The 26,049-nt window shown below is 66.8% G+C and carries 24 protein-coding genes, 1 tRNA gene and 7 pseudogenes; 14 read left to right on the forward strand and 18 right to left on the reverse strand.

Annotated elements, in window-relative coordinates; translation table 11 throughout:
• Positions 1 to 96: 96 nt before the first annotated feature.
• The 5 genes from AB0P07_RS14730 (at position 97) to AB0P07_RS14750 (ending at position 3,450) form a co-directional block, all read left to right on the forward strand.
• Positions 97 to 792, forward strand: a complete 696-nt coding sequence (locus AB0P07_RS14730) for a hypothetical protein (protein WP_365549993.1) — start codon at positions 97 to 99, stop codon at positions 790 to 792.
• A gap of 199 nt (positions 793 to 991) precedes the next feature.
• Positions 992 to 1,294 carry a hypothetical protein gene (locus tag AB0P07_RS14735; RefSeq protein WP_102931516.1) on the forward strand — a complete coding sequence of 101 codons (303 nt, stop codon included), beginning with the start codon at positions 992 to 994 and terminating at the stop codon, positions 1,292 to 1,294.
• A gap of 103 nt (positions 1,295 to 1,397) precedes the next feature.
• A complete protein-coding gene (locus tag AB0P07_RS14740; protein ID WP_365549996.1) occupies positions 1,398 to 1,913 on the forward strand; it encodes a hypothetical protein in 516 nt (171 codons plus the stop codon).
• A 120-nt stretch (positions 1,914 to 2,033) separates the two neighbouring features.
• Entirely contained in the window at positions 2,034 to 2,600 is a 567-nt protein-coding gene (locus AB0P07_RS14745; protein WP_365549999.1) for a tyrosinase family oxidase copper chaperone, read from the forward strand.
• Positions 2,584 to 3,450 carry a tyrosinase family protein gene (locus AB0P07_RS14750; protein WP_365550002.1) on the forward strand — a complete coding sequence of 289 codons (867 nt, stop codon included), beginning with the start codon at positions 2,584 to 2,586 and terminating at the stop codon, positions 3,448 to 3,450. The genes AB0P07_RS14745 and AB0P07_RS14750 overlap by 17 nt, the downstream gene beginning before the upstream one ends.
• Positions 3,451 to 3,540: 90 nt before the next feature.
• On the opposite strand, the gene chpF is transcribed toward AB0P07_RS14750, so the two are convergent.
• Positions 3,541 to 3,813, reverse strand: a complete 273-nt coding sequence (gene chpF, locus AB0P07_RS14755; protein WP_365550005.1) for a chaplin ChpF — start codon at positions 3,811 to 3,813, stop codon at positions 3,541 to 3,543.
• Between the two features lie 240 nt (positions 3,814 to 4,053).
• Between chpF and AB0P07_RS14760 the strand changes: the two genes are divergently transcribed.
• Positions 4,054 to 4,695, forward strand: a complete 642-nt coding sequence (locus AB0P07_RS14760) for a DUF2087 domain-containing protein (RefSeq protein ID WP_365550008.1) — start codon at positions 4,054 to 4,056, stop codon at positions 4,693 to 4,695.
• A gap of 6 nt (positions 4,696 to 4,701) precedes the next feature.
• Here AB0P07_RS14760 and AB0P07_RS14765 read toward each other — a convergent pair whose 3' ends face one another.
• From AB0P07_RS14765 to AB0P07_RS14775, 3 genes and pseudogenes are all read right to left on the reverse strand, one after another.
• Positions 4,702 to 5,688 (reverse strand): D-2-hydroxyacid dehydrogenase family protein, encoded by a 987-nt coding sequence (locus AB0P07_RS14765; RefSeq protein WP_365550010.1) that lies wholly within the window; start codon positions 5,686 to 5,688, stop codon positions 4,702 to 4,704.
• A 73-nt stretch (positions 5,689 to 5,761) separates the two neighbouring features.
• Positions 5,762 to 6,199 carry a GNAT family N-acetyltransferase gene (locus AB0P07_RS14770; protein ID WP_365550013.1) on the reverse strand — a complete coding sequence of 146 codons (438 nt, stop codon included), beginning with the start codon at positions 6,197 to 6,199 and terminating at the stop codon, positions 5,762 to 5,764.
• A 40-nt stretch (positions 6,200 to 6,239) separates the two neighbouring features.
• Positions 6,240 to 6,572 (reverse strand): annotated as a pseudogene (locus AB0P07_RS14775) (LysR family transcriptional regulator); the annotation flags it as partial.
• An 8-nt stretch (positions 6,573 to 6,580) separates the two neighbouring features.
• Between AB0P07_RS14775 and AB0P07_RS14780 the strand changes: the two are divergent.
• Positions 6,581 to 6,811: pseudogene (locus AB0P07_RS14780) on the forward strand (disulfide bond formation protein DsbA); the annotation flags it as partial.
• Between the two features lie 154 nt (positions 6,812 to 6,965).
• Here the strand turns inward: AB0P07_RS14780 and AB0P07_RS14785 are convergent.
• Positions 6,966 to 7,041: transfer RNA gene (locus tag AB0P07_RS14785), tRNA-Arg, on the reverse strand.
• Between the two features lie 208 nt (positions 7,042 to 7,249).
• Here AB0P07_RS14785 and AB0P07_RS14790 point away from each other — a divergent pair.
• The 3 genes and pseudogenes from AB0P07_RS14790 to AB0P07_RS14800 all read left to right on the forward strand — a co-directional run.
• Positions 7,250 to 7,513: pseudogene (locus AB0P07_RS14790) on the forward strand (transporter); the annotation flags it as partial.
• Positions 7,514 to 7,673: 160 nt separating this feature from the next.
• Positions 7,674 to 8,207, forward strand: coding sequence for a hypothetical protein (locus AB0P07_RS14795; RefSeq protein ID WP_365550016.1), 534 nt, complete (start codon positions 7,674 to 7,676; stop codon positions 8,205 to 8,207).
• Between the two features lie 228 nt (positions 8,208 to 8,435).
• Positions 8,436 to 8,966 carry a hypothetical protein gene (locus AB0P07_RS14800; protein WP_365550018.1) on the forward strand — a complete coding sequence of 177 codons (531 nt, stop codon included), beginning with the start codon at positions 8,436 to 8,438 and terminating at the stop codon, positions 8,964 to 8,966.
• A 57-nt stretch (positions 8,967 to 9,023) separates the two neighbouring features.
• Here the strand turns inward: AB0P07_RS14800 and AB0P07_RS14805 are convergent, their stop codons facing one another.
• Both AB0P07_RS14805 and AB0P07_RS14810 read right to left on the reverse strand, forming a co-directional pair.
• Positions 9,024 to 11,432, reverse strand: coding sequence for a site-specific integrase (locus AB0P07_RS14805; protein ID WP_365550021.1), 2,409 nt, complete (start codon positions 11,430 to 11,432; stop codon positions 9,024 to 9,026).
• A 71-nt stretch (positions 11,433 to 11,503) separates the two neighbouring features.
• Complete coding sequence (locus AB0P07_RS14810) at positions 11,504 to 12,655, reverse strand: tyrosine-type recombinase/integrase (RefSeq protein ID WP_365550024.1); 1,152 nt, start codon at positions 12,653 to 12,655, stop codon at positions 11,504 to 11,506.
• A 131-nt stretch (positions 12,656 to 12,786) separates the two neighbouring features.
• Between AB0P07_RS14810 and AB0P07_RS14815 the strand changes: the two are divergent.
• Positions 12,787 to 13,431: pseudogene (locus AB0P07_RS14815) on the forward strand (DUF5655 domain-containing protein); the annotation flags it as partial.
• Between the two features lie 447 nt (positions 13,432 to 13,878).
• On the opposite strand, the gene AB0P07_RS14820 reads toward AB0P07_RS14815, so the two are convergent.
• From AB0P07_RS14820 to AB0P07_RS14845, 6 genes are all read right to left on the reverse strand, one after another.
• The gene (locus AB0P07_RS14820) at positions 13,879 to 14,616 is read right to left on the reverse strand and encodes a methyltransferase domain-containing protein (RefSeq protein WP_365550026.1); all 738 of its coding nucleotides are present in this window, start codon (positions 14,614 to 14,616) and stop codon (positions 13,879 to 13,881) included.
• Positions 14,617 to 14,677: 61 nt separating this feature from the next.
• Positions 14,678 to 16,072 (reverse strand): hypothetical protein, encoded by a 1,395-nt coding sequence (locus tag AB0P07_RS14825; protein WP_365550029.1) that lies wholly within the window; start codon positions 16,070 to 16,072, stop codon positions 14,678 to 14,680.
• A 2-nt stretch (positions 16,073 to 16,074) separates the two neighbouring features.
• Positions 16,075 to 16,839: a hypothetical protein gene (locus AB0P07_RS14830; protein ID WP_365550032.1), complete on the reverse strand. Its 765-nt coding sequence runs from the start codon at positions 16,837 to 16,839 to the stop codon at positions 16,075 to 16,077.
• A gap of 39 nt (positions 16,840 to 16,878) precedes the next feature.
• Positions 16,879 to 17,463, reverse strand: a complete 585-nt coding sequence (locus tag AB0P07_RS14835; protein ID WP_365550035.1) for a hypothetical protein — start codon at positions 17,461 to 17,463, stop codon at positions 16,879 to 16,881.
• Positions 17,464 to 17,620: 157 nt separating this feature from the next.
• Positions 17,621 to 17,920, reverse strand: a complete 300-nt coding sequence (locus AB0P07_RS14840) for a hypothetical protein (RefSeq protein ID WP_365550038.1) — start codon at positions 17,918 to 17,920, stop codon at positions 17,621 to 17,623.
• 81 nt (positions 17,921 to 18,001) lie between these two features.
• Complete coding sequence (locus AB0P07_RS14845) at positions 18,002 to 18,511, reverse strand: nucleoside-diphosphate kinase (RefSeq protein WP_365550041.1); 510 nt, start codon at positions 18,509 to 18,511, stop codon at positions 18,002 to 18,004.
• 406 nt (positions 18,512 to 18,917) lie between these two features.
• Here AB0P07_RS14845 and AB0P07_RS14850 point away from each other — a divergent pair, with 406 nt between their 5' ends.
• From AB0P07_RS14850 to AB0P07_RS14860, 3 genes and pseudogenes are all read left to right on the forward strand, one after another.
• A complete protein-coding gene (locus AB0P07_RS14850) occupies positions 18,918 to 19,577 on the forward strand; it encodes an NUDIX hydrolase (protein ID WP_365550044.1) in 660 nt (219 codons plus the stop codon).
• Positions 19,574 to 19,987, forward strand: coding sequence for an NUDIX hydrolase (locus AB0P07_RS14855; RefSeq protein WP_365550046.1), 414 nt, complete (start codon positions 19,574 to 19,576; stop codon positions 19,985 to 19,987). Before AB0P07_RS14850 ends, AB0P07_RS14855 begins: the two co-directional genes overlap by 4 nt.
• 96 nt (positions 19,988 to 20,083) lie before the next feature.
• A pseudogene (locus tag AB0P07_RS14860) lies at positions 20,084 to 20,191 on the forward strand (transporter); the annotation flags it as partial.
• A gap of 216 nt (positions 20,192 to 20,407) precedes the next feature.
• On the opposite strand, the pseudogene AB0P07_RS14865 reads toward AB0P07_RS14860, so the two are convergent.
• From AB0P07_RS14865 to AB0P07_RS14885, 5 genes and pseudogenes are all read right to left on the reverse strand, one after another.
• Positions 20,408 to 20,569 (reverse strand): annotated as a pseudogene (locus AB0P07_RS14865) (IS66 family transposase); the annotation flags it as partial.
• A 32-nt stretch (positions 20,570 to 20,601) separates the two neighbouring features.
• Positions 20,602 to 20,799: pseudogene (locus AB0P07_RS14870) on the reverse strand (DUF6444 domain-containing protein); the annotation flags it as partial.
• Positions 20,800 to 20,930: 131 nt separating this feature from the next.
• Entirely contained in the window at positions 20,931 to 24,038 is a 3,108-nt protein-coding gene (locus tag AB0P07_RS14875) for a type I restriction endonuclease subunit R (protein ID WP_365550049.1), read from the reverse strand.
• Positions 24,035 to 25,270, reverse strand: a complete 1,236-nt coding sequence (locus AB0P07_RS14880) for a restriction endonuclease subunit S (protein WP_365550052.1) — start codon at positions 25,268 to 25,270, stop codon at positions 24,035 to 24,037. Before AB0P07_RS14880 ends, AB0P07_RS14875 begins: the two co-directional genes overlap by 4 nt.
• Positions 25,267 to 26,040: a hypothetical protein gene (locus AB0P07_RS14885; RefSeq protein ID WP_365550055.1), complete on the reverse strand. Its 774-nt coding sequence runs from the start codon at positions 26,038 to 26,040 to the stop codon at positions 25,267 to 25,269. The genes AB0P07_RS14880 and AB0P07_RS14885 overlap by 4 nt, the downstream gene beginning before the upstream one ends.
• Between the last annotated feature and the right edge of the window lie 9 nt (positions 26,041 to 26,049).

A 26,049-nucleotide genomic window follows, 5' to 3' on the forward strand; every position in this document is an offset into this window, starting at 1 on the left:
GACGGGCGGGCCGGCTGGGTCACCGCTCGGTTGCAGAGCGCCAAGGGCACTTCCACGGTGGGCACAAGATCCGACGCACCACCGAAAGGACCCCCCATGCGTCTGCCCGCACGTCGAATCGCCGCCTCCGCTCTCTGCGCCGGCCTGCTGATCGGCCTCTCCGGTCCGGCGGTGATGGCGGCCGACGGCGACTCGGTCCGGGAACGCACCCACGCGGCGTCCCGCGCTCCCCTGCCCGACGCCGACGAACTGCAGGGCCAGGTCGGCAGTCTGGCCGGGCTGGGCGGAGTGCTCATGCCGGTCACCGACATGCTCACCGCCATCCTCAAGGCCGACGACGGCCAGCTCTCCGCCGCGGACGGGGACAAGCTCTCCGCCGCCGTAGAGGACGCCCTTGCCAAGGTGGAGGCCGCGGACACGGACGCCGACGACGCGGCCGTGACCGCGCCGGAGGCCGGGACCGACACCCCGGTCACGCTGCCGGCGCCCGTCACGGCGCAGAACGAGGACGGCACCGCGGCCGCCTCGGACCTGTCCGCGACCGCTCGGGCCGAGCTGCAGAAGCAGATCGACGCCCTGGTCAAGGCCACCACCTCCGGTACCGCCGACCAGGTGAGCCCCGCCGTCGAGGACGTGATGACCGGCATCGTCAACGTCGTCGCCGCCACGCTGGTCGGCAACGGGCTGCCCGCCGCGGACCTGGCCGGCCTGCCCGGCGTGCCCACCGCGCCGGAAGCCGCGACTCCCGAGGCCGCGACTCCCGAGGCGGCCGTACCTGCGGACCCCTCCTGACGTCGGCCGCCCCCGGGCGTACCGGGCCGTCGCACCTCCCCCGCGGAGGCGCGACGGCCCTTTCCGTGTCCGCGGGCCTCATCCGGGCCGGAGATCTCATATGTCTTCCGGACGGCGGAGTTTCCGGGTCCGGCGCAGGTCGTTAGGGAGGGCGTCAGCAATCCCACCGGTGACACGGGTCGCCGAGGAAAGGAACACGATGAAGTCCCTCAAGGCCGCCGCCGTCGTCGCCGGGTCCCTGGTCGCCGCCGGTTCCGCCGTGCCCGCCTTCGCCTACGACGCCTCCGACGCCGCCGCCCTCACGCCCACCAGCCTCAACGGTGCCGTGAACGCGCTGACCGCGGAGCCCATCGACATCATGCCGATCAAGCACCAGTCGGACGCGCGGTCCAACGCCCTGGACACCGAGAACAAGGACTCCGTGCTGCACACCGTGAAGGGCGCCACCTCCGAACTGAACTCCGCGAACGGCCTGCTGGGCGGTCTCCCGCTGGGCGGCTGAGCCACCGTCCCGCTCCTCGCCGCACCCCCTCGTGCCGCCTTCCCGCCTCCCCGTCCTCCCCGAAAGCCGTACCCCCGCCTTCTCGAAAGGGACCGTGCCTGTCATGAAGCCGACCACCAGACGAACCCTGGCCGCCGTCGTCACCGGTGTGGCCGCCACCGTGGGCGCGGCGGTGACTCCCGCCGCCGCGGCCGGCGCGATCCCCGTGCCGGTGCCGCTGGACGGTGCGGAGACGGCCCTCGGCATGGAACTGCCCGAGGTGGCCGGCGAGCTGCCCGTGCCGACCGCGGGCGCCCCGGAGGGCCCGCGGTACGTCGAGGGTCGGCTGCTGCCGGAGCGGACACTGCCGCAGCTGCCGGTGCACGGCGGGCTGCCCGGCGTGGACGTGCGCCAGCCGGTGCCGCACGTCCTCGGCGACGACTTCGACCACGCCGGTGTCGACGCGCCCGCCGCCGAGGTGCGGACCCTGGCACCGGGCCTGTCCCTGGACGCCCCGCTCACCGCGCCGAACCCCGAGGCCCTCGGTCTGCCGTCGCCGAAGCTGCCCGAGGCCGGCGTGCTCGCCCCGGTGGTCCAGACGGTTCCGGTGGCCGACCTGGGCGTGGGACCGGGCCTGTAGCCCCCGCGGCGACCCTGCTTCCGGGAGCGGCCGTGCTCCGACTGGCCCTGCGTACGGTGACCGCGGGGCCCGTCGTGCGGTTAACGGTGCGGACCGACGCAACCGGACGAGGAGTGAGCCATGGTGGTCGACGCGGGCACGAGAGCGAACGGCGCGGAGCGCGAGCCGCGGTACGCGGTGCGGGGCGAGAGTGCGGCGAGAGGCGGGCCGGCGTCCGCCTCCCGGCGGCAGCTGATGCGGGGACTGCTCGTGCCGGCCGTCGCCGTCGGTCTGGCGCCGCTGATCGGCGCCTCCCGGCCCACCGAGACACGGGGCGCGGCAGGACCCGCGCACCCCGAGCCGCACACCGCCGAGCCCGCCCGGGACGGCGAGTCCGCCGGGTTCGGCGACAGCGCCGCCTTCGACGAGACCTACCGCGGGCGGCGGATCCGGGGCATCCGCTCCGCCGCGGGACGGGCCCTGAGGGCCGGCACCTGGCACGTCACCGTGGACGGCCGCCCGCTGCACCTGATGCGGCGGGCCGACGGCAGCTGGCTGAGCATGGTCGACCACTACCGGTCGTACCCCACCCCGCTCGCCGCGGCCCGCGGCGCCGTCGACGAACTCGGCCCCGGCGAGCACCTGCGCGACACCCCGTCCACCGGCCACGACCAGCACTCCGGGGGGCGGCATGGCGTACACGCGTAAGGACGTCAGCACGCTGACCCGCAGCGAGAAGCGGCGGTTCGTGGGCGCGCTGCTGGAGGTCAAACGACGCGGCGAGTACGACGAGTTCGTGCGCACCCACATCGAGTACTACGTCTCCGACGGCGAGGACGGACTGCGTACGGCGCACATGGCGCCGTCCTTCCTGCCCTGGCACCGCCGGTTCCTGCTGGACCTGGAGGAGTCGCTGCGCCGGGTGGACGACTCGGTCACCGTGCCGTACTGGGACTGGACGAAGGACCGCGGCACCAAGTCCACGCCCTGGACCGCCGACCTGCTGGGCGGCACCGGGCGGCGTTCCGACCACCGGGTCACCACCGGCCCCTTCGCGCACGCCGAGGGCAACTGGACCATCAAGGAGAACGTCACCGACACCGAGTTCCTCACCCGGGACCTCGGACGCGCCGGCGACCCCCTCGACCTGCCCTCGAAGAGCGACCTGGAGTGGGCGCTGGACGATCCGAAGTACGACACCTCGCCCTACGACTCCACGGTCCGCAAGGGGTTCCGCAACAAGCTGGAGGGGTGGGGGGCCGGGCGCGGCAGCGTCTCCTGGCGCAACCACAACCGCGTGCACCGCTGGGTCGGCGGGGCCATGGTCGGCGGCGCCTCCGTCAACGACCCGGTGTTCTGGCTGCACCACGCCTTCATCGACCTGCAGTGGTCCCGCTGGCAGACCCGCCACCGCGGCGCCCGCTACCTGCCGGCCGAGCCGCCCGGCCGGGGCAGCGCGCAGCGCGGGCGGATCGTCGCACGGCACGAGAAGCTGCCGCCGTGGGACGTGACGCCGGACGAGCTGGAGGACGTCGGCCGGATCTACCGGTACGCCTAGACGGGTCCGATCCCGGCGGCCGAGCACGTGCGGAGCGGAAATGCGGGAGCCCCGGCCGGGTGGGCCGGGGCTCCTCGGGTGCCTGGCGACTCAGCCGCCGTAGCCGCCGCTCATGTCCTCGTCGTCACCGTTTTCGCAGGCGTTGCCGAAGGCCGGGTTCAGCAGGCCGATGACGTCGATGGTGTTGCCGCAGACGTTGACCGGCACGTGCACCGGGACCTGGACGACGTTGCCGGACAGGACACCGGGCGAGCCGACGGCCGCGCCCGCCGCGCCCGCGTCCGCCATGGCCATGCCGGTGCCGCTGAGCACCACGGCACCGGTGCCGAGGGCGACGCCGGCGGCCTTCGCGATGCGAGACATCACGTTCTCCTTCTGACTCGGGGAGCGCGGCGGCAGGACGCGCCGCCGCACTGCCGGTTCAACGCGGCCGGTCGCAGCCGGTCACGGGGAGAATGTGCGGATCACCCTTTTTGGACATGCGGGCGGTGGCGACGGCGGACGGTCTCCGGCGGGTGGGGGACCGTCTCCGCCGGGTGGGCGGACGGTCTCCGGCGGGAAAACCGGTGCCCTGCGCGCCGGTGGGTGCACTAGCCTCCCGGCATGCCGAACGACCGATCCGACACGTCCGTCAGGGCTTCCGAGCCGCCGTCCGATCCCGCGCAGGCGTCCGCACTGGCCGCGCTGCCCGCCCTGTTCGCCGAGGAGAGCCGGGTGCGGGCCTTCGCCGCCGTGGCGCTCGGCGCGGGCGACGCCGCACAGGTGGCCCGGGCGGCCGGCCTCAGTGCGAAGGAGGCGGCCGGTGCGCTGCGCCGACTGCGGGACCAGGGCGTGGTGACGACCGGCGCCGACGGCGAACTCGCCGTCGCCCACGACCGTTTCCGGGAGCTGGCCCGGGCCGGCCGCCCGGCGCCGCAGGCGGCCCGGGACTCCGGTGCGGCGGGCGACGACGGCCCGGCCGGCATCGTCGTGCGGACCTTCGTCAGGGACGGCCGGCTGGTCCGGCTGCCCGCGCGCTGGACGCGCAAGAAGGTGGTGCTGCGGCACATCGCCGAGCAGACCTTCGCACCCGGCGTGGAGTACCCGGAGCGCACCGTCGACGAGAAGCTGCGCGCCTGGTGCGAGGACGGCGAGGTCGACCATGTGACGCTCCGGCGCCATCTGGTGGACCTCGGTCACCTGTGCCGGAGCGACGGCGTCTACTGCCGCCCGGTGCTGGACTCCGACCGGGCGGGCACCGCCTGAGCAGCGCTACACCGGGCTCGGCGCGGCCGAGGGCACGGGCAGGCGCCGTACGGGGGAGCCCGCGAGGTAGGCCTGGATCGCCTCGACGGCCTGGCCGTAGTACGTGGCGTAGTTGGCGCGCGACACATAGCCCAGGTGGGGTGTCGCGAGCAGGCGCGGGGCGGTGCGCATCGGGTGGCCGGCGGACAGCGGCTCGGTGTCGAAGACGTCCACTCCGGCGCCCGCGATGCGGCCCCCGTGCAGCGCGGCGAGCAGCGCCTCCTGGTCGACGATCGCCGCGCGCGAGGTGTTGACCAGGTAGGCGGTCGGCTTGAGCAGGGCCAGTTCGGCTGGGCCGAGCAGGCCGCGGGTGCGGTCGCCGAGCGCCAGGTGGACGGAGACGAAGTCGGCGCTGCGCAGCAGCTCCTCCTTGGACGGGGCGAGTTCGACGCCGGCCTCGTCGGCGCGCTCCCGGGTGAGGTTCTGGCTCCAGGCGCTCACCTTCATGCCGAAGGCCAGGCCGACCTGGGCGACCCGGCCGCCGATCTTGCCCAGGCCCAGCAGTCCGAGCCGGCGCCCGTGCAGGTCGGCGCCCACCGTCCGCTGCCAGGGGCCGCCCTCGCGCACCCCGTTGGCCTCCTGGACGATGCCGCGGGCCAGGCCGAGCAGCAGGGCCCAGGTCAGCTCTACGGGCGGGGTCGAGGAGGAGGCCGTACCGCAGACGGTGACGCCGTGGGCGTCGGCGGCGGCGTAGTCGATCACGCTGTTGCGCATGCCGGAGGCGACGATGAGCTTCAGCCGGGGCAGCCGGGCGATCAACGAGCCGGGAAACGGTACGCGTTCGCGAAGGGTGACCACGATGTCGGCGTCCGCCAGAGCCGCGGCGAGGGAGTCCTCGTCCGGGAAGTGGGTGTCGTACGGGACGACGTCCACCGAGTCGGCCACCGGCGACCAGTCGGCGACCTCGGTCGCCACCCGCTGGTAGTCGTCCAGTACGGCACAGCGCAGTCGCACGGTCGTCGGTCCCTCTCGCCGAAGGAGCAGTGGCGGGCGCCGAGTCTACCGACGTCCGTGGTCCCGGCGGCCGTCAGGGCTCCCGGCGCAGCAGACCGACGTCGACCGCGCGGTCCGGGTCGGCCCAGACCGCCATGGCGGTGTTCATCGGCAGGAAGCCGAGCCTGCGGTAGAAGGGTTCGGTGCCGGGACTGGCGTAGAGGAGGATCTTCTTGTGGTCCCGCGCCAGCTCCAGCAGCCTGCGGATGATGTCGGACCCGAGGCCCTGTCCCTGGTGGTCCGGGTGGACGGCGACATCGGCGATGTAGGCGCAGTCGGCGCCGTCGGCCAGCGCCCGCCCGGCGCCGACGAGCGTGTCACCGGCGCGGACGAAGCAGGTGAGGCGGCTGTTGCCGAACACCGTGGCAAGCCGCTCGGGGGGTTTGTCGCCCAGCGGTGCGATCCGGTAGAGGTGCGACAGCTCCTCCAGGTCCACGTCCTCGAGGCGGTGACTCCACGCGTAGTTCCCCAACGTCCTGCCGTCCCTTCCCGTTTCGTGCCTTCGGCTCTTATCGCCGGCGGAAGTCCCGCAGGGCGCCCGGGATGTCGACCGCCGCGACGGTGGGGATCAGCCCGACCGCGAGCCGGCCCCGCACCTCGCCGACGGCGGCGGCGACGTTGACGCTCGCGCGTTCGGCGGCCTCCAGGCACTGGCGCGCCGCGGTGAGGAACGCCTCGCCGGCCGGGGTGTTCCGTACCCGCCGGCTGGTGCGGTCGAACAGCCTCGCACCCAACTCGCGCTCCAGGCGGGCGATCTGATGGCTGAGCGCCGACTGGACGACCAGGCACTGTTCCGCGGCCCGGGTGAAGTTCCCCGTGTCGGCGACGGCGACGACGTAGCGCATACGACCAGTACGACCAGGCGCTGAGCAGAAGCCATCACGAGGGCATGGATCCGGTCGGCGAGGACGTGGGCACGCCCACGATCCACATCGACGGTGTGGCCTTCTTCGGCCCGGTGCTCCACTCGATCCCGCGGGGCGAGGAGGCCGCGCGGATCTTCGACGGCGCCCGCGCCCTGGCGTCCTACCCCGACTTCTTCGAGCTGAAGCGCACCCGTACGGGCTCGCTCCGCTTCGACTGAGACAGTCCGTCGGGCCGCCCCGCTCCGTTCGGCCGCCCGTCGGGTCGCGCACCGCCCCGACGGGCGGAAGGCGCAGCCGTCGACGCGGTCGACGGCTGCCCGGCGGACCCGGGCGCCGCTGTCGGAACGACGTGTGCCGCCGACTGCAGCACCGTGGCGCCCCCGGCAGGACTCGAACCTGCGGCCAAGCGCTTAGAAGGCACGTGCTCTATCCACTGAGCTACGGGGGCTGACCTGCATAAACGCAGCTTCCTTGCGCTGTCCCCCGGGGCCCAGGGGACACATGGGGGAATTGTAGATTCCCGGTAGCCGGGGGACGCATGCGTTCTCCGGTCGGGCCCTACGTAGGATCTCACATTACCTTCACGTCCCCACAGCCCGTCGCGGAAACAATCCCGCACCCCTCGGCGTTGGTGATCTCCGAGCCGAGGAGGGAAGGTGTCGGGCCTGAAGCTGTTTTGCACGGACACTACAAGAAGCGGCGTGACTGAGGTCATGCCGCGTCTTGCTGAGGTCGAGGCAGATGTACAGGGTCTCGTCGAGACCCACATGGAGACGCTGCTGGGCGTTCGGTTCCTGGCGAGCGAGCACAGCACCGGGCCGGTGCACGGGGGCCGGATCGATTCGCTCGGGCTGGACGAGAACGGCTCGCCGGTCATTGTCGAGTACAAGCGAGGCGTCGACGCCGGCGTCTTCTCTGAACTTGGTCCTTCTTACCGACCTTGCTGGGGGCACGGTGTTGGACCTCAGGTCCGCAGGCAGCTCATCTGCTGACTCGAAGCGGAACCCGGCATCGGGGAGCAGTCATCTTTGCCGAGTCACGGCAATGAGGTGGAGCGGCGCACGTGGCAGGCTCTGGGGTATGGAATGGAGTTTCAAGTTGCACGGGGGGATCGCGGCCGGGCTGAGTACCGTGCTGCTGTTGCTCGCCGCGCTCACGTGGCTGCCGGGGACCTTGCCGCTGGCGGGATTGAAATGGCCGATGGTGGCGATCGTGGTGCTTCTCTTCCCAATCTTTATAGCTGCCTTGGTGCGCATGTTCCTGAGTGGGGCAGACCGGCACTCGATGTGGCTCGCCTTTCGATGTCTACCTGGCAGGATACAGGGAGTCCTTGGGGCCCTGGTCATCTCGGGCGTCGTGCTGATGCTTTTCAGCACAGTTGGCGCGGGGAACTGGCAGGCCCCAGAGGTCAAGGACGGCCGGTACTTCGTTTTCGACACGACTCCCCACGCGCGCGGCACGATTGAGGTCTCGCACAGCCAGTACGAGGCCGTCCTCGAGAGCGATCAGCGGTCCATACTCGCGATCCCAGGCATACTCTTCGCTGGAGCCGCATATTTCGTCTTTGCGGCAGGGGAGTTGCGCCGGGCGGATGTTCGGTACAGATCTCCGTAGCCGGTGCAGGTCTGAAGATTCCAGGTTGTAGCTGATTGCTTGTCACTGGTGCCGGCATCGACAGTCACGCTTGGAGGCCCTCCATAGTGGCAACGGGGAATCGGCGCGGTTGGTCGCAGTGCTTGTGGGGGTGGCGATAATGCGTTGCTGCCGGTCCTCGGCCGCCGTTGGCGGCCTCGGCCCCCGCCGTCGCCAGCGGAAAGGATCGGCTGTAGGAGGGCGGTTGGGATGCAGACCAGAGTGCTTCGTCGGCCGGTGTACGTGTGGTTTCCTGTAGCCGCGGCGATTACGTCCTACGTTTGTGCGGTTTTGATCGCAGGTCCGTGGGACGAGGAGCCGGCGGCGGCGTTCGCGGTCGCCGGAGCTTCGATTTTCTTCTGGGCGCTTGGATGGGACTCGGCCATCCGAAGTACTGACAATCACGTGTCCTTCACGAACTTTCTCGTGACCGCAACCGTTGCCTGGACCGATATCGAGGAGGTGGATGTGCATGATGGCCTGACCATTGTCTTGAGAGACGGGCGCGAGATGGGCTCGGTCGCCTTCGGCAGTTCACTGCTGGGTTCCTTGACCGGCTACAGGACGCATCAACGGGCCTTTCATCTGCTTCGAGAAGCCCAACTCAAAGCGTCCGGGACGCAGGGTGGCATCAGTAAGGGGCAGGTCCGGCGGTACTGGTCCTTTGAATGGAGACGGCTCCTCTGCGCCCTCGCGGTTGCCTACGGCCCACTCGCGGTGGTCCTCGTCCTGTCGCGGTAAGCGGAAGTGCCGGGCCTGAACTTGCTGACGCGGCCATATATTGATGGAGCCCAAGGGTTACGTTCTCTCCTCCGGCCGGTGTCGGCGGGGAACGCTGGGAGCGGTGATCACGGGAACGCCGAGGTCGACGACGACGCGGGATGGGCGCCGGCCGAGTTGTATGAGCTTCTCCTCTGCTCCGGCAAGGCTCACCTGCAGCCCTTCCATCTCGCCGAGCCATCCTTCGCGTTCGGCCTCGGCGATGCGGGCGAGGAGGTTGTCGCGGATCTCGACGAGACGGTCACGCTGGGCGGGGTCGGGCCAGAGCACCGGGCAGCGAACACAGGCGTGTTCGTGGATGCAGGGGGTGCCGAACGCGCGGCCGCATGCTCCGATGGAGACTTTGCGCCGCTCGAAGTGGCCGAGGAACTCCTGCCATTCCTCGTCGGTGGGGACACGGTATTCCTCGCTCGGGCGAAGGGACCTGCGGCGGGCGAGGAAGGCCATGTGCGCCTGGATCGCCTCTTCGGGGTAGACGGCCTTGTAACCGAGAGTCACGTTGATGTCCTGGTGGCCAGCGATCACCTGGGCGATGTGCGGCGGCAACCCGTTGAGGATGGCATCGGTGATGAACAGCCGTCGGAAGTCGTGCGGTGTGTAGCGAAGCGAGGCACCCGTAACGTCGGTCAGGCCCGTGTCGGTGAGGGCCTCGTCGAGCATGGTACGAACGGTTTCATCGGTGAACGCGCAGTCCTCACCGCGGATGCGTCGTTGGAACAGCAGCGGGGCCGGCTCCTGCCACGCACATTCGCGGCGGTCGTAGGAGCGGACCAGAGGAACGGCGCCGGTGGCCTCCCGGGCTCGGCAGATGATCGCGCTCAGGACATCGGTGAGCTCGGGGCTGACCAGCAGCAGCCGCTCGGTATCCGTCTTGGACGGGACGATCTGCAGGAGGGGGACAAGTTCACCGGTGGTGGGCAGCCGGTATTGGACCAGGCTGTGGTGGCTGAGTTCCAGCAGTTCCTCGATGCGGATGCCGGTGGCCCGCAGGACCTCGACCACGGCCCAGGCCCAGAAGGCTCTCTCGTCCTCGAGTCCCAGATCGCGGCGTTTCCCGGTCGGAGGGTCCTCGGCCCAGATCCTGCCGGCCGTTCCATGCGGAACCACGGCACGTACGAGTTGCTGACCGGCAGCGGTAAACACCTCGCCGGGGCCGGCATGCCGAGCGGCTTCCAGTAGCGCGGCAGCGTCCTTGCGCCGCTGGTCGACTGTGCGGACGAGGATCGGCAAAACCGGCAGGCGCTCGCGGGTGCGGGCGTCCATCCTCGCCTTGCGCCGCCGTTGTACTTTGCGGTTCTCCAGCTCGTCAGCCCTTACCGGGCTCGGTACCACCCACGGGCCCCAGCGACCGGGATCTTCCAATGCCCACTGGGCGATGTCGAGGTAGAAGGCCCGCACCTGGGTGAGCGTGTCCCGGTGGTTGAGCCTCTCGACCTTCGTGCTCGTGCGTCGGCCGTCGGGTCCGGTAACGGTCTTGTCCTTGGTGCGCATCCTCTGCTTCCACTGCCCGAGGACGTCCGGGGCAAGGCAGAGACTGTCGGCGTCGGGATGATGGTGCTCGATGTCCTGCCAGAAGCGCTTGCCGAGGTGGTAGGAGAGAGACTTCAAACTGTTGTAGTCCAGAGCGGCCTGGCGTTCACGGAGATAGTCCACCAGCAGGTCACGGACAGGACGGCAGCGCAGTCCGTAGCGGTCGACCAGTTCCTCAGGGGTCCGCTGTCCTCGGTTGCGGACCTCGCGCAGATTGTGCGGGGCATCCTCTCCCAGGGCTCCGAGCTGATACAGCAGCCGGTAGAACACTTCCGTCCCCGCAGTCATCCGCTTGAGGACCGTGGCCTGGGCCTCGAAGAGCTCCAGGACGTCGCCGACGGTGATCCCGGTCAGCATGCCGCCCTTGGCCGCGAGGATGAGGGCGCTGCGGCAGAGAGCCGCGCTGACGGCACCCGCCCGTACGTCCTCGACGGACTCGCCCAGCTCCCGCAAACGCTCGAACCCGCGTGGGTCGCGACTGCGGGCCATGGAGCGGACCAGGACCCCTTGGCGGCTGGCCCCCGCGGCCAGCCAGTCCACCGACGGTCGCAGAAGATCAGCACTGATCACTGTCGTCAGCGCACGGCCCACCACCGGCATGCGCCAGGCTGCCTTGAGACCGCGCTCGTGCAGCCACTGCTTGATCACCAGCCGCCAGGCGGAGCCGGCTTGCTCGATGCCGCTGGCCAGCCACCGCTCCTGCCAGGTCTGTCCCGGCTGGTCTTCCAGCCAGTCCAGCACCATGACGATGCCGTGCTTGTGGTGCAGCTCGCTGCCGGCGTTCTCCAGCGTGAACGGCGGACGGGACAGCAGCCGGGCCACCTCAGAGCGGGAGCGCTCGGTGCCCGGCCAGATATCCGGAACGGCCCGGGCGGGGAAGCGCTGCTGGGCTGCCATGGAACGGGTGAGTTGAGGCTCCAATCCAGCGGCCGGTGCGCGGGAGCCAGCACGCGCCAACGAAGTGGCGGTCACCGGGCACCGGCTCCGAACAGCACATTGAGACTTTCCGGCCGGTAGTTGGCTGCCGGAGGCGGGGCGACGCGGCTGGCTGCCTGACGCGTCTGCTCGGCGTGGTGGGCCAGCAGGCGCCGGATCACCGTCTCCTTGCGAGGCGTGAGGTAAAGCTGCGTCGTGGTCAACTGAGCGTGGCCAAGGACGAATTGGACATCTGTGAGAGGGAGACTGAGGTCCTCGGCCATCCGATAGCCGGCAGTGTGCCGCAGCGCGTGCAGCGTCGCGGAAGTTCCTGCCTTGGCGTTCGCCCGTTCGAACATGCGGTGAACTGCGTGGTAGGTCAACGGCCTCGACGGCGAGCGCAGGGTCCACCACAGGGGGAGACGCCGCCCGCGCGGGATCGCATCGTCCATCTCCAGCTGGTAGAGCCGCAGCCAGACGAACGCATCGGTCGAGGCAGGAAGTTCCTGGACCTCGCCGGTGCCCTTGCGGACCACAGAGATCAGCTGGCGTCCCGGATCAACGCCGGCCTGCCATGTGCTGAGCAGTTCGCTGGCCCGTGCACCGGTGGAGACGTAGAAGGCAACCAGGGCCCGGTCCCGGTGTGACGGAAGCCCGGCGAAGATCTCGTTGAACTGCTCGTCAGGGACGCTGCGTGGCACTCTGGTGGGCACTCTCGGCCGGTAGAGCCCGGCGCGTTCGTTACGGGCCGGGTCCATCGGGTTGCGATGGGCGTGAGTCCGCCGGCCGCGACGTGCTCGGTCCAGCGGGAACGGGTTGAGGACCGGCCCTGTGCCGATGTCGCGGTGGAAGTCGTAGAAATTCCGCAGCACTGTCTCGCTGTGTGCCCGCACCGACGGTGCGTACGGCTTGCCCCCTGCGGCCCACCGGCCCGCTTCGCTCGGGCGTCGCCAGTGCGGACGCCTCGGCTGTCCTGCGACTTGAAGCCAGCGGGAGAAGTCCCTCGCCTCGATCCGGCTCGCTCGGTCCCACGGCACCTCGACAGCCCAGAGGAAGCGGAACCAGCGCAGCATGTCTATCCCGTAGGAACGGGCCGTCGCTGCCGAACGGCCGCCTCCCTGCAGGTCCCGCAGGAAGGCGCGAACCCCTTCGACCGGTTCTCCGGACGGATCGATCAGCCGGTAGGGCTCCCACGGATCATCCATGGTCACCAGTTCCCCGACCAGAGGGATGGACAGGGCCGTTAGGTCTCGAGACATCTCCATGGCCGACTCAACGACGCCCGCTCCACAATGTCACTGACCTGCGGAATCTCCGCCTTTAGTTCAGTCAACAGGTCATCAACCAGGGGCTGTTCTACCTGGCGTGGCTGATGGACCACCGCGCCGAGTTCGAGCACCTGGTCCGCGACCGGCTCGGGGTGACGGCCGCGTCCCAGGTCCTGTGGAGCGCGCCACGCCTGATCTGCATCGCCGGCGACTTTACCCGCTACGACGTGCATGCCGTGCGCGAGCACCGGCGGTCGATCGACCTGGTCCGCTACCGCCTCTTCGGCAGCGACCTGCTCGGCCTTGAGACCCTTGCGTCCGTGAGTGGCGGCATGCAGCTAGCACGCCGGGCGCGCCGCCACGCGGTTGCACGGGCGGCGGCCGACGTCCAGGGCGCGTCGATGATGGAGCTGGCGAGTGCGGTCGACGAGGCACTGCTCGGGCTCGGGGACGGTGTGAACCGTGTTGAGCGCAAGCAGTACCGGGCGTATCAGCGGCTGCGGAACTTCGCCTGCCTTTGCCCGCCGCAGCGCAGCAAGCTGCTGGTCTACCTGAAGGTCGACCCGAAGGACGTCGACCTCGTTCCGGGCTTCACCCGTGACGTGTCCGGTCTCGGTCACCACGGGACAGGTGATCTGGAGGTGCAGTTGCGTAAGCCGAAGGACGTGGAGCGGGCACACGATCTGTTTCGGGCCAGCTACGCGGCGGCGTGATCGCCTGCCGGCCTCTGGCTGCTCTGTGGTGGGCGGTGCCTTTCGACGTGCGGGCAGGGCGTGGCGGTGGATTACCAATGATGCGCGGGATCGCCGGTTTGGCTAACCGGCGATCCCGCGCTATGTTGCGCGCCGACTCCATGGCCGCGCGATGCGCTGAGTGGGATGGCTACACCAGCATCACTCGTAAGTCTGGTGAGCCTGAGTAACCGTGTCGTGGGTCTGGCGGTGGCGCGGGCGTCGGAGGGGCCTCTTCGGACAGGGGCATTACGGTGGGACACGAGGGCCTATCTGGTCGGTGTTGATGTCGCAATCCACACCGAACCCGGAAGGCTCTCACCCGTTCAAGATCCCTCAGCCGAGACCTACATCACCGTCCACAACCTCCCAGGACAGAAGAGCTAGTGCGGGGTGTCCCAGTCTTCGCCGACTGCCGTGTGGGGGGTGCTACTTCGTCGCGATGACGTAGACGCTGCCCCACCGGCGCTTCGGGTTGGCCGTGGCGGGGTCGAACGTCCAGGGTTCGACGGTGGTGAAGTTGGCCTCGGTGAAGAGTTGGACGAGCTTGTCGTGGTCGTAGGCCCACAGGTGCGGGGTGTACTTGGGGTTGTCGTCCTGGTCTCGGAATACGAGGTTGACGAGATCGAGCCGTGTGTTGATGTCATTGCGGCAGTCGCGCTTGGCGTACCAACGGTCGATCATTTCGTCCGAGGCGGACAGCGGGCTGGGGTACTGGTTCAGGGCGAAGGCGGCGTCGGGGACGCCAGTGATGATTCGGCCGCCTGGCACGAGGACGCGGTACGCCTCTCGGGCGTAGTGCTTGGCGGAGCGTGGGTAGTCGATGTGCTCCAGGAAGTGCTCGGAGAAGATCTCGTTGGCGCTGTCGTCCTGGAGGGGGATGCCTTCGCGGATGTCCCAGAGGAGGTCGGCCGGCGGGACGGCGTCGATGTTGAAGTAGCCGTCGATGCGGTGGGCTCCGCCGCCGATCTGCACCTTGGCGGGCTTGGCGTCAATGCGGCCACTGGGCCAGGCGCGTCGGCTGGCGTGGTGGTAGTGGTGTAGTTCGATCTCCTTGGCGGCGGCTCGGAGGGTGCGGGCGAGGCCGTGGGTGGTGGCGGGGTCGGCGAGGACGGTGTTGATCTGCTCGCCAAGGCGGCCGACGGAGGGCATGCCGGAGGGACTCATCACGGATCTCCTGCGTGTGAGGTTGCACGGTGTGGAGTGGGCCGCTGATGGCGGCGGTGTATCAGGCGACGCTCGGCGCAGGGGCGGTCCACTGGTTGTTGCGCATCAGGGTGTACTTGATGTCCACCAGCCGCGGGGCGATGGTCAGCGAGAGTTCCTCGGCTGGCTGAAGGTGGCCGGCATCGTCCTGCTCGGCGCGCCATACGCGGTAGTCGAGGTTGGGGTAGGCCGGGTTGATGCCGATCTCGCCCTTGGGCATCGTGCCGTTGAACGGGGCGACGATGTCCATGTGGTTCCAGTAGTTCCAGGCTTGTAGCGCCTTGTGCTGGTCGAAGTAGAAGTAGAAGTCGGGGTAGCGGCCGAAGGTGCGCAGTTCCCGGTGGATCAGGTGGCCGAGCAGGGGTCCGAGCTGAGTGGAGAGGGAATCGAACTCCCAGCGCGTGTGGTGCCAGGCTTCGGGGACGTCGCCGGGCGCGAAGAGGCGGGCTGCGGCCAGGTAGCTGATCCGTTCGACCAGGTACGCGCTGGCGTGGGTGGTATCGATGGTCGGGTCGACTCGGTGGATGAGCGCGGACAGCTGCTTCGGGCGGGGTCGGAACCTCGCGAGGTCGAACTTGCCGGCCATGGTGGGGAAGGAGGCGAACAACATCTCCTTGTAAAGCCAGTTGTTCAGCTCGCCGAGCTCAGCCAGGCGTCGGGTGTGGTGCGAGGTCGAGTGGAGCATCAGGTACTCGGCGACGGCTTCGAAGTATAGGTAGCCGAGGATCGGCAGGCGGGGGATCGTCTCGTCGAGCAGCTTGAGGAACGGATCGGCGTCGACCTTGGTGCCCTGGTAGGCGACGGCGGCAGCGGTGGCGAGGAACGCGGCCGAGTTCTTGACCCGGCTGACGACGGTCTCGCGCAGTTGGTGTCGTTCGTTCTTGCTCAGCAGGTATTCGAGGTGGCTGTAGATCTGCAGGTGGATGAGGCCCAGCCGCAGGTAGTCCACGCCGGCGAGCCCGCGGTACGCCTGAGGCGGGGTGTCGATCTCGAAGATCAGCGGGGTGGGGACGCGGTCGGTGACGCCGAGCTTGGACAGGAAGGCCGGCGCTTCCTTGGCCAGGACGTAGGCGCCCAGGTTATGCATGCGAAAGCCCTGGTCGGTCGCGGTGAGCGGCGCGCAGTAGATGCTTCCGACGAGGCAGCCGCCCGACGGGTAGAGCACGCCCTGCCGGCTGATCTCCTCCAGGGCGTGGGTGACGTGCAGCAGGTGCAGCTTGTCGTTGCCGCTCAGGGCATCGAAGAGGGCGTTCTGCCGTAGCAGGTGGCCGTTCGGAGTGTCCTCGGTGAGCCGTCTGTCCCAGGCCGCGGCCCGGGTGGCAAGCGGGTCGGTGTGGTCGGCGGGGCTGGGGATGAGGTTGGAGTCGAAGAAGGCGTGGGCGTCGGCCCACAGGTGGTAGGCGTCGAGGAAGTCCATGGTCAGAGCAGGCCCTTCTCGGCGAGCGCGTAGCGTACGGCCGCGGTGCCGCTGGCGCCGGCGAGGTGGGCCCGCTCGGAGACGAGGACCAGGTCGAAGGCGAGGCCGCGTAGCTGGTCGAAGGCGGCCTCGCGGACGTACCGGGCGTCCGGCCACCACTTCAGCTTCGGCAGACGGTAGCGGTCCAGGGCATCAGCGGCCTTGACCACGTCGGTGATGCGCTCGGCCCGGGCGTGGTCGGCCTTGTCGTCCGCGGTGAACGCTTCGTACGGGATGTCGTGCAGGCGGATGGCGGTGGCCGCCTGCACGATCCGCCGGGGTGTCGCGGTGAGGCCGAAGTGGCTCCAGACGGTGTCGGCGTTCGCAGCAAGCCAGATGGCCGCGCGGGCGCCATGTCCGCGGTCGTCCTGGTCGTGGCGCCGCTGGCAGTCATGGATGGCGGCGGCGAGGATCGCGGTGGCGGCGTCGGCGTCGTCGAGGCCGTTCGCGTCGGCGAGGAGGGCGGCGAGCGCCGCCGTCCTCATGGCATGCCGGACTCCGTGGAGCGAGGTGTATAGGCGCGGGTCTGCCCACCATCGGGTGGACAGACCGCCGTGGGCGAGCAGCTCCTTCGACTGCGGGCGCAAGGCTGGCTGTGGCGCCGACGGGAGGTCGGGCCTGTGGTCGCTGATCCACGCGACGGTGGCGTGATCCATGTGCTGGTGGAGCGGGAGCTGCCCTTGGGCGGCCAGGTCGATCAGGCTTGCGGTCAACGGGGTCGTGCTCATTCGTGCCCACCCCCTTGGTGGTCTCCGCGGTGATGTTCCCTACCGGATCGGCGCGGCCTGCTGCTCGCGCTCCTTGCGCTCCTTCTCGGCGGCCTCGAAGGCTGCGGTGAAGTCGGCCAGCTCCTGCTCCGTCATCAAGGTCACGCCGAGCGCCGCGGCGACGTCTGTGATCTTGGCCTCCGCCTCGGCGCGGGCGGCGTCCGAGGCGCCGTCCTCCAACAGGACCTCGAACTCGGCGTGGTAACCCCATGCCTCACTCCACTTGACAGCGATTTCGACGCCGTCGAAGCGGAAGTTGTGACGGAAGTTGAACGCCTCGTGCATCGCCGTCTCGAACCCCAGGGCGTTAAACACCTTCACTGCGGCGGGAACGTCGGTGGGGGCGATGGCGAACTCGGTCTCAGCGAAGGCCGCGCCCTGCCCGATCTTGCTCCCCTTGAGGGTGATCTTGGCGGTGCCAGCAGCGGTGTTGTCGGTGACCTTCAGGAGCTGGTCGGGGAGCACGTAGAAATAGATGTGCTTGTCGTCGGGGCCCAAGTCCTCCCCGTCCGCTTTCAGGCGGGCGACGAGCTGGTCGTGGAACTCCTTGGTGAAGCGGGCTCGCATCTCGATCTCAACGGCCACGGGACTGCTGCCTCCTCGTTTCAGGCATGGCGAAGCCAGCCGGACCCTGCGGTGTGGGGGCCTGTCCGGACGGGCGATCGCTTGGGGTTGGTGGTCGAACGCGGGGTGATGCGGCCGATGCGGGCCCGGCCGCATCACCCCTGTGGATCGGTGCGTGTCAGCCGAGGGCGCCGAAGCGCTCCTGGACGACACCTGAGTGCAGGTAGGTCGGCAGCTGGACGCCTCCCACCGACGTGCGGCCGGTGGCGACTTGCTCCTCCGTCTCGCTGGGGAAGCCCTCCAGCAGACGGAGGCACTGCTCGGCCCACTCACGCGACGCGGGCCAGTTGCCCAGGTCGCGGTGGCGCACTGCCAGGGCGTACGCGGTTTCGGTAGCCGCCCACAGGTCGCTCGCCAGCTCACGCTGGAAGATCGACTCCAGCTCGTCGGTGGAGGCCAGGCGGGTCTGGTTGGTCATGGTGCCCTCTCGGTTCAGACGGGTTGTGCCCCAGTGGTGATCAACGCAGCGGCGTCCCCGCAGTGACGCCGTGACCCGCCGCTAGTACGTGTAGATCTCGGCCAGCGTCTTGTAGTCCTGCAGCTCGCCTTTGTCGAACCACAGCTCCACCTCCTGCTCAGCCTCCTCCGCGTTGCCGGAGGCGTGCACGAGGTTCGCGACCGCCTTGCCAGAGGCGATGCTGGCCGCGGCGCTGTAGTGCGAGAAGTCGCCCCGCACCGTGCCGGCCGGAGCCTGGTTCGGGTAGGTGCTGCCGACGATCTTGCGGACGGTGGCAATGGCGTCGAAGCCCTCCAGCACCAGGGCGATGACCGGGCCCTGCTGCATGAACGTCGACGTGACGTTGTAGACCTCCGAGCCCAGCCGTTCCTCAAGGTCGAAGTAGTGCCGGCGGGTGAACTCCTCGTCCATCCACCTCATCTTGGTGCCGACGATCTTCAGAGCGGCGTCCTCGAACCGCGTGATGATCCTTCCTGCCAGGCCACGCGCCAGCGCATCGGGCTTGAGCAGGACGAGCGTGCGCTCGACAGTGTGTGCCTGAACCTCGGGCATTGACTCCCTTTCGCCTTGCCAGCAAACGAACATGACGGACGATCAGCCGTCACCTTCTGAGGTTACCGGCGCTGGCAGGGCGGTTCGGGCCTGCGTGCGATGCCAAGGACGGGCGAACGCCGGCAATGGTGTCGACGCTCAGTTGACCAAGAGGCTCCGATCCAGCCAACTTCCCTGCCTCTGCTTTGTGATGGGGGTACGCACCTAGAATCTCCCTGTGGTCGGCCGGCGCTCGCGCGCCTCTCGCGTGCCTTCCAGCGACTGAGCCTTCAGCGAATGGAATTTGGCCCCTGGTGACTCCGATTCTCCCGGGGCCCTTCTCGCGCGACCATGCAGTGCCAGTGCAGTGGGAGTGCATTTTCGGCGTGCGGGTTTCTGCACCGGAGCGGCGACGAGGGGCAGTCTTGTGGACGTGATAGAGCGCTGGAGCGGCCGCTACGCCTGCCTGCTGCAGTCCGCCCTTAGGCTCGGAAACGAGCAGTTCGCCGCGCATCTGGGGATCGCCGTGAGGACTGTGGCCGCCTGGCACTCCGATGCGTCTGTCGTGCCTCGCAGGGAGATGCAGCAACTTCTCGACACGGCCTATGAGCGGGCTCCTACGGCTGCGCGACAGCGCTTCGCGCTCCTGCTGGCGAAGGAACGGGCCCCCGCGGACTCGACGCCGCCGGGCGCGCAGGCACTGCGGGTGGCCATAGCGGTGGTGGTCCGCGACAGCGATGTCCTGCTTGTGTGCCGGCGGGACGACGACGTTGCCGGGATCACGTGGCAGTTCCCAGCCGGGGTCATCAAGCCGGGAGGCAAGGCGGAGACCACCACCGTGCGGGAGACCTTGGACGAGACCGGTGTCCACTGCGCAGTCCGCCAGCACCTCGGTAATCGGCTTCACCCTGTGACCGGCGTGCTGTGCGAGTACTTCCTCTGTGAGTACCTGACGGGCGAGGCCACCAACAGCGACGCCGTCGAGAACATCGACGTCATGTGGGTCCCGAGAAAGTCGGTGCCCCGGTTCATCCCCATCGATACGATCTTCCCACCCATTCTGGCTGTCCTGGAGGAGCAGACGTGACGCAGCAGAACGCGGAGGAACGACCGGGCATCGCCGCGGCCATCGTCGTCCACGAGGGGCGTGTGCTCATGGTCCGCCGCCGGGTCAGCGAGGGGCAGCTCTCCTGGCAGTTCCCGGCCGGTGAGGTCGAGCCCGGCGAGACGCGTGAGGACGCCGCCGTGCGGGAGACCCAGGAGGAGACCGGCCTGGACGTGGCCGCTGTGAAGCTGCTCGGCGAGCGGGTCCATCCGAAGACGCTTCGGCTGATGTCGTACACGGCCTGCGAGGTGATGGGCGGCACCGCCCACGTAGCCGACACCGAGGAGTTGGCCGAGCTCGCTTGGGTCGCCCATGGCGAGATCCCGCAGTACGTGCCGTACGGGTTGTTCGAGCCGGTGCAGGAATACCTCGACGCAGCCCTGGCTACCTGAGCACTCCCGTCTCAAGGTGGCGGACTCGTGATCCTGAGCGCGCTGTCGTCGTCGGGGCGGAGCGCCGGCACTGACGACCGTCGTCTTTCTCTCCGCCGGGAAGTGTCTGGTCTCGGTCACCACGGGACATGTGATCTGGAAGTGCGGCTCCGTACGCCGAGGGACGTGGCGCGGGCGCGGATCAGGTTCAGGGAGTCGGCGGCCAGGCCGGCGGGCTCGGGCAGCAGCGAGGCCACCCAGCCGGTGGAGACCTCCGCCCCGGTCACGTCCCCCAGCAGGATCGCGGTCCGTTCGACGGGAAATGTGCTGGAAGACCAGCAGGTAGACGGCCAAAGCGCGCAAGTTGGGACCGTAGGAGGAGGGCGATCCAGCAACCTCGCCAGGCATCGGCTCGGCGGTGACCGTGCCGCACGCGCACCGGCAGCGGTGGGCCCGGTGCTCGGTGACCGTCACCGAACTAAGGGGAATGTCGCGGACCTGACGGCGCTCGAAGCCGACGCTGTCACCGGGTCCCAGACCGCTCCCGCAGTCGGTACAGGATGCCGGGAGGTGCTCTTCGACAACGTCGGGATCGGCGACCATCGACAGTCCCGAAGGGCTCGAGCCGGCTGACGACCCCGCTTGCGTCCGCTCTGCGGTGCCGTCTTCTTCTCCGGCCGGTCGAAGGTGTCGCTGGACGGCGGCAACGAGGAGTTGCCCGAGTTCCGGCCCAGCCGACGCTCCAGCTCCGCGACCCGAACGGTCAACCGCTCATTCGCCGCCGCAAGTTCGGCAGCCTGTGCCTCCGCAGCCTCGACCTGCCGCTGGAGCAGGCCGATCACCGCGAGGAGATCCTCACGCGATGCGGACTCGAAGACGGACGACACGACCACGCACCCTGCCGCACCCACCCACCACCTGTCACATAGTCAGGCAACGGACCCGATCACGACCTTCTGAATGCTTACGTTCCGCCAGCGCCCAGCCCGAAGAACCGCTCGAAGAATTGTGTCAATGTTTCGATCACACGCTTCTTCTTGTCGCTGTGGCCGCCATCGCGACTGAAACGAGAGACGGGGGGCAGGATCTTCGTAATCTCCGTACCAGTCGTACGGATCTGCCCGTCACGGAACGCGGCCGTGATGAACGCCCGGGTCTGCTCGGGCTTGAGTTTTTGCTCCTCGACGATCGCCGCGAGTTCAGCATCTCGCTTCGCCTCCACGTACGCCTGCCACTGTTCATCGACAGCGCCGTGCACAGACAGCGAGTTCACGAAGTCTTCAACAAGGTCGCGCTTACTCCGCAGGCTTGGGCTAGCGTCCACCGCACGCGAGATCTGGGCACGAATCTCCTTGTCCTCACCGTCCCCACGCTCGACTCGCATCTTCTCAACGAGCAACAAGATGTAGTCGACGCCGATCTCGACCTGCTTGACCAGCTCAATCTCGAAGACGACATCCTCGTTGATGCGTTCCTTCTCCGCAGCGGTCTCCGCACGGAACTCGGCGTGCAAGTTCAGGTAGACACTGCGGTAGTCCTGGTGCTGGCGCTCTGTCAACAGGTCCTGGCCGACGAAGTCATCGAACTCAGTCAAGATGTTGTGCAGCCGCAGTACGGCACCAAAAAGGTTGATGAAGTCCTTCTGGGCCTGCTCCCCGCTGATAGGGGTGCCAAGCGGGAAGGTCTGTAGCAGCTCGGTTACCTTCTCGACGTAATCGCTGTAGTACTCGCTGTAGGACGGCACGAGGACGATGCCCTTGGCGTCCCTGTTCCCGAACAGCTCGAGCGCTGCGTTCGTCTCCTCTTCAAGGTCACGGAAGACAACGATATTCCCATGGCGTTTGACGGAGTTGAGGATCCGATTGGTACGCGAGTATGCCTGAATCAAACCATGCATCTTCAGGTTCTTGTCGACGAACAGCGTGTTGAGCGTGGTCGCGTCGAAGCCGGTGAGGAACATGTTCACCACGATGACCAAGTCGATCTCGCGGTTCTTCACTCGCTGCGACAGGTCCTTGTAATAGTTCTGGAACTTGTCGGCGCTGGTGTCGTAGCTGGTGGCGAACATCGCGTTGTAGTCCCGGATCGCATCTTCCAGGAACGTGCGCGCGTCTCCACTTAGTGCGTCGGTGTCAAACGCCTCGTCGTCAAGGATCCCGTCATCGGCGGCCTCGTTCGCGCCGTAGGAGAAAATGATGCCCACCTTCAGCCGCTGATCCGGGGTGAGCGCCTCCTGCTGATGCTTGAACTGCAAGTAGTAGCGCTGCGCTGCCTCGATTGAGGCAGTGGCGAGCAGGGCGTTGAAGCCGCGGACTCGCTTCTTCTCACGAAGCGCCTCTACTTGACGCCTTGTCCGGGTCGATTCCGTAACATTGGCAACAACCGCGTGCTCATAGCTCGTCTGCCGCTTCGTCTTCTGATCGAAGTGCTCCAGGATGTACGTCGTGATCTCGCGGAGTCGGCGCACATCCAACAGAGCGCGCTCCCGATCGATCGCCGAGACCTGCTTATCGTCTGGGTTGCCGACCTTGATCGTGTTGATGTAGTCAATTCGGAACGGCAGGACATTCCTGTCCGTGATCGCGTCTATGATCGTGTACGTGTGCAGCTTGTCACCGAAAGCTTGCTCAGTGGTCTTCAGCAGCGGGTTCCCGCCGCTCGAGGAGTTGACCGGGAAGATCGGGGTACCGGTGAAGCCGAACAGGTTGTACCGCTTGAAGGCTCTCGTAATGTCGGTATGCATGTCGCCGAACTGCGACCGGTGACACTCGTCGAAGATGATCACGGAGTGGCCCGAGAACACCTCGTGTCCCCGGTTCGCCTTGATGAACGTCGACAGCTTCTGGATCGTCGTGATGATGATGCTTGCGTTCGGATCCTCGAGCTGCTTCTTCAAGATCGCTGTGGACACGTTCGAGTTGGCGGCGCCTTTCTCGAAGCGGTCGTACTCGCGCATCGTCTGGTAGTCGAGGTCCTTGCGGTCGACGACGAACAACACTTTCGCGACATCGGGTAGCTTTGATGCCAGCTGCGCGGCCTTGAACGACGTCAGCGTCTTGCCCGACCCGGTCGTATGCCAGACGTACCCGCCCGCCTCAGCGGTGCCAAGCGTCCTGCGGTTCGTCGAGCACTCGATCTTCCGCAAGATCCGCTCCGTCGCCACGATCTGGTACGGCCGCATCACTAGCAGGTCACGGTCGGCTGTCAGCACGCAGTACTTCGTCAGCACGTTCAACAGCGAGTGCTTGGCGAAAAACGTCTTGACGAACGCGGGCAGCTCCGCGATCGGCTTGTTCTGCGCGTCCGCCCACCACGACGTGAACTCGAACGAGTTGCTTGACTTCTTCCCCTTGCCCGCGCCGGCAGCTTTCTGGTTGTCCTTCAAGTGCTTCGAGCGGGTGCTGTTGGAGTAGTACTTCGTCAGCGTGCCGTTGCTTATCACGAACAACTGCACATACTCGAACAACCCAGAGCCTGCCCAGAAGCTATCGCGCTGGTACCGGTTGATCTGGTTGAACGCCTCACGGATGTCCACCCCACGACGCTTGAGCTCGATATGCACCATCGGTAGACCGTTGACTAGCACCGTCACGTCGTACCGATTCGCGAAGCTCGCACCGCCCTCGCCCCGGTCAACCTCGTACTGGTTGATGACCTGCAGACGATTGTTGTGGACGTTCTTCTTGTCGATGAGAGTGATGTTCTTCGTCGAACCATCGTCACGCTTCAGAAGCTGAACGTGGTCATCCTGGACCCGTAGTGTCTTCTCCACGATGCCCTCGTTCTGTCCGGCGATTTTGGTGGAGAAGAACGACTCCCACTCAGAATCCGAGAACGACACGTGGTTTAGCGCCTCAAGCTGGATCCGCAGGTTCGCGATCAGCTGCGCCTCCGATGTGATCGGGAGGTACTCATACGCCTGCGCCTCCAGCATACGGATCATCTCCCGCTCAAGCGCCGCCTCCGATTGGTATGCCGCGGCTCCAGAGGCATCGGGGATGTACTCAGCAACGACGGTACTTTCAGCCGAGACGGCGATCGGGTCGTACTTGCGCGCCTGCGCTTCCCTCATGCCGCAGCCTCCTTGAACGTCAAGAGCCGATCGCGGTAGTGCTCATACTGCTTGCGGCGAAATGAGATTTCAGCAGGTAGCCTGAAAATGATGTCATTGACGAGAGCATCAAAATTGTCGAGCGTCTCGACGATCCTCTCCTGAACAGTCAGATTCGGGACTGGGATCTTGATATCGGCGAGCCCAGCCGCTGAGAGCCTCTTCACCTTGGCCCGCGACACATGGCGTTCCTTCTGGCGATGAAAATCCTTTGTCTGCACCGCATAAGCGACATACTTAGGGTTCAGTGAGGAGGTAAACACAAATGTATCGTCGTGCGTCGCCACTGGTTCGTTTCCGAGCCACGCGACGGCTTTACCTACGTCTTCAACCGTCTCGCCAACGCCGGCGAATACTACGCTCCCGGGTTCCGCATACCGGAGTTGATCGTGAAGCTCAACGCGAACGTGCCTAACGGCCTCGTCAGCGGAGGTGCCGTATTCGGTGTAAATTTCACCATAGTGGATACTCGGAATTCCAGAATCAACCACGTCGTTCTTGGTAAAACGACGTCCACGCACAAAATCACCAACGTCACCTAGACGAAGATACTCTGCCCCAACAGCCTCGCTCACCAGCTTGTCTCGGTAGAAAACGTACTGGCGATGGCGTGCCTTCAGCTCCGCCTTCAGCTCCGCCTTCAGCTCCGCCTCCAGCTTAGCGAACTGGTCCAACACCTTCACGATCTCCCGCTGCACCTCAAGAGGCGGGACCGGAATTTTCACCGTTGCGAGCTTATTTGCGGACACGTCGATAACCTTGGTGCCGGTAGCGCGACGCTTTTTCTCATAATGGAATGCCGGGGATTGGAACCAGTAGGAAAGATACTTGGAGTCGATAGACGGCTTAATGACAGTTGCATGCCCGCCCGTTACAATGGCCTCGCTACCGAGCCACGCAACAGCTTTACCCACGTCATCGAGATTCTCGCTGGTGTTAGTGATGATGAGATCGCCAGGATTCACCTTTGCCAGTCTTGCAGCCTTCTCCTCGTGTACGTGCGAAATTACTTCAGTGGCCCAGGTGCCGTAATGCGTATAGATCTGACCATAGTGAATGCAGCCGACCCCTTCATCCGTGAAGTCCGATTTCGGCATCCCATTACCGCGAACCAGTTCTGCAATCGTGCCAAGCTCCTTGAACTTCACCCCGTCCGGGCATAGTTCCTGAAGCATTTCATCGATACTGCTCACGTGACGCTTCCTCCTGCGATTTCACTAATGCTTTTGATGTCCCAGCCCAACTCTTCGATCGCTCGCGCGTATTCGTTGTCGCGACTTACTTCGTCAACGACACCTAGGACCAGCTGGAGGCAGGGCTTGTATTTCTGGAGCGCCTCCTCTTCGCTTGACTCGCCATGGATAATATTGCTGAGCTCACGAAATAGCTGATATCCATCACTTGAGAAGCGCCGCGGAATGATATTGCGAACTTCATTCACTTTCTCTAGCACCACAGCAAAGGGGAAATTTTTCCCGTTATTCTTCTTTGTCTCGATCTCGGCAATCTCGGCCACTTCGAATGTAACGAGCTCGAAGATCTTGCGAAGGTAGATGATCGATCCGGCACCAAGTTGGTTCTCATACGCGAGCTGCGCTCGTTTGACCAGATCCGAGAACGGCCCGCGATGACTGTCAATCCGGTCAGCGCGGTCGCGAAGGTTCTCTGTGTAGCGCTCGATACGCACTTCTGGTGCGACGCCAGAAATGTCACCATTGCTGCTGATGAGGAACCATATCTCCACGGATGACCGGCATTCGATACATTGTAGTGTGGCGTCGATACTGATTTGATTGTCACCGAGACCCAAACACGACAGCTCATCTCCAGACACGAAAGTTCGCTGAGTGTCACAGATGCGGCAATGAAAATTGCGGAGGACCTTCCCTACTTTGACCCGCTTGTGCTTGCCCCACTTCAATGCGTGCCCGTCGAGAAAACCATCCACTTGCATGGTTGCCACAACGGGAGC

Source organism: Streptomyces sp. NPDC085944 (genome assembly GCF_040686295.1).
Lineage (GTDB): Bacteria > Actinomycetota > Actinomycetes > Streptomycetales > Streptomycetaceae > Streptomyces > Streptomyces salinarius.

Coding starts and splice junctions, on each gene's coding strand:
- AB0P07_RS14820 (WP_365550026.1), bottom strand. CDS start 14,616: ATGAGTCCCTCCGGCATGCCCTCCGTCGGCCGCCTTGGCGAGCAGATC.
- AB0P07_RS14805 (WP_365550021.1), bottom strand. CDS start 11,432: ATGGCAGCCCAGCAGCGCTTCCCCGCCCGGGCCGTTCCGGATATCTGG.
- AB0P07_RS14795 (WP_365550016.1), top strand. CDS start 7,674: ATGGAATGGAGTTTCAAGTTGCACGGGGGGATCGCGGCCGGGCTGAGT.
- chpF (WP_365550005.1), bottom strand. CDS start 3,813: ATGTCTCGCATCGCGAAGGCCGCCGGCGTCGCCCTCGGCACCGGTGCC.
- AB0P07_RS14740 (WP_365549996.1), top strand. CDS start 1,398: ATGAAGCCGACCACCAGACGAACCCTGGCCGCCGTCGTCACCGGTGTG.
- AB0P07_RS14800 (WP_365550018.1), top strand. CDS start 8,436: ATGCAGACCAGAGTGCTTCGTCGGCCGGTGTACGTGTGGTTTCCTGTA.
- AB0P07_RS14745 (WP_365549999.1), top strand. CDS start 2,034: ATGGTGGTCGACGCGGGCACGAGAGCGAACGGCGCGGAGCGCGAGCCG.
- AB0P07_RS14825 (WP_365550029.1), bottom strand. CDS start 16,072: ATGGACTTCCTCGACGCCTACCACCTGTGGGCCGACGCCCACGCCTTC.
- AB0P07_RS14750 (WP_365550002.1), top strand. CDS start 2,584: ATGGCGTACACGCGTAAGGACGTCAGCACGCTGACCCGCAGCGAGAAG.
- AB0P07_RS14830 (WP_365550032.1), bottom strand. CDS start 16,839: ATGAGCACGACCCCGTTGACCGCAAGCCTGATCGACCTGGCCGCCCAA.
- AB0P07_RS14730 (WP_365549993.1), top strand. CDS start 97: ATGCGTCTGCCCGCACGTCGAATCGCCGCCTCCGCTCTCTGCGCCGGC.
- AB0P07_RS14760 (WP_365550008.1), top strand. CDS start 4,054: ATGCCGAACGACCGATCCGACACGTCCGTCAGGGCTTCCGAGCCGCCG.
- AB0P07_RS14845 (WP_365550041.1), bottom strand. CDS start 18,511: ATGCCCGAGGTTCAGGCACACACTGTCGAGCGCACGCTCGTCCTGCTC.
- AB0P07_RS14735 (WP_102931516.1), top strand. CDS start 992: ATGAAGTCCCTCAAGGCCGCCGCCGTCGTCGCCGGGTCCCTGGTCGCC.
- AB0P07_RS14875 (WP_365550049.1), bottom strand. CDS start 24,038: ATGAGGGAAGCGCAGGCGCGCAAGTACGACCCGATCGCCGTCTCGGCT.
- AB0P07_RS14840 (WP_365550038.1), bottom strand. CDS start 17,920: ATGACCAACCAGACCCGCCTGGCCTCCACCGACGAGCTGGAGTCGATC.
- AB0P07_RS14810 (WP_365550024.1), bottom strand. CDS start 12,655: ATGGATGATCCGTGGGAGCCCTACCGGCTGATCGATCCGTCCGGAGAA.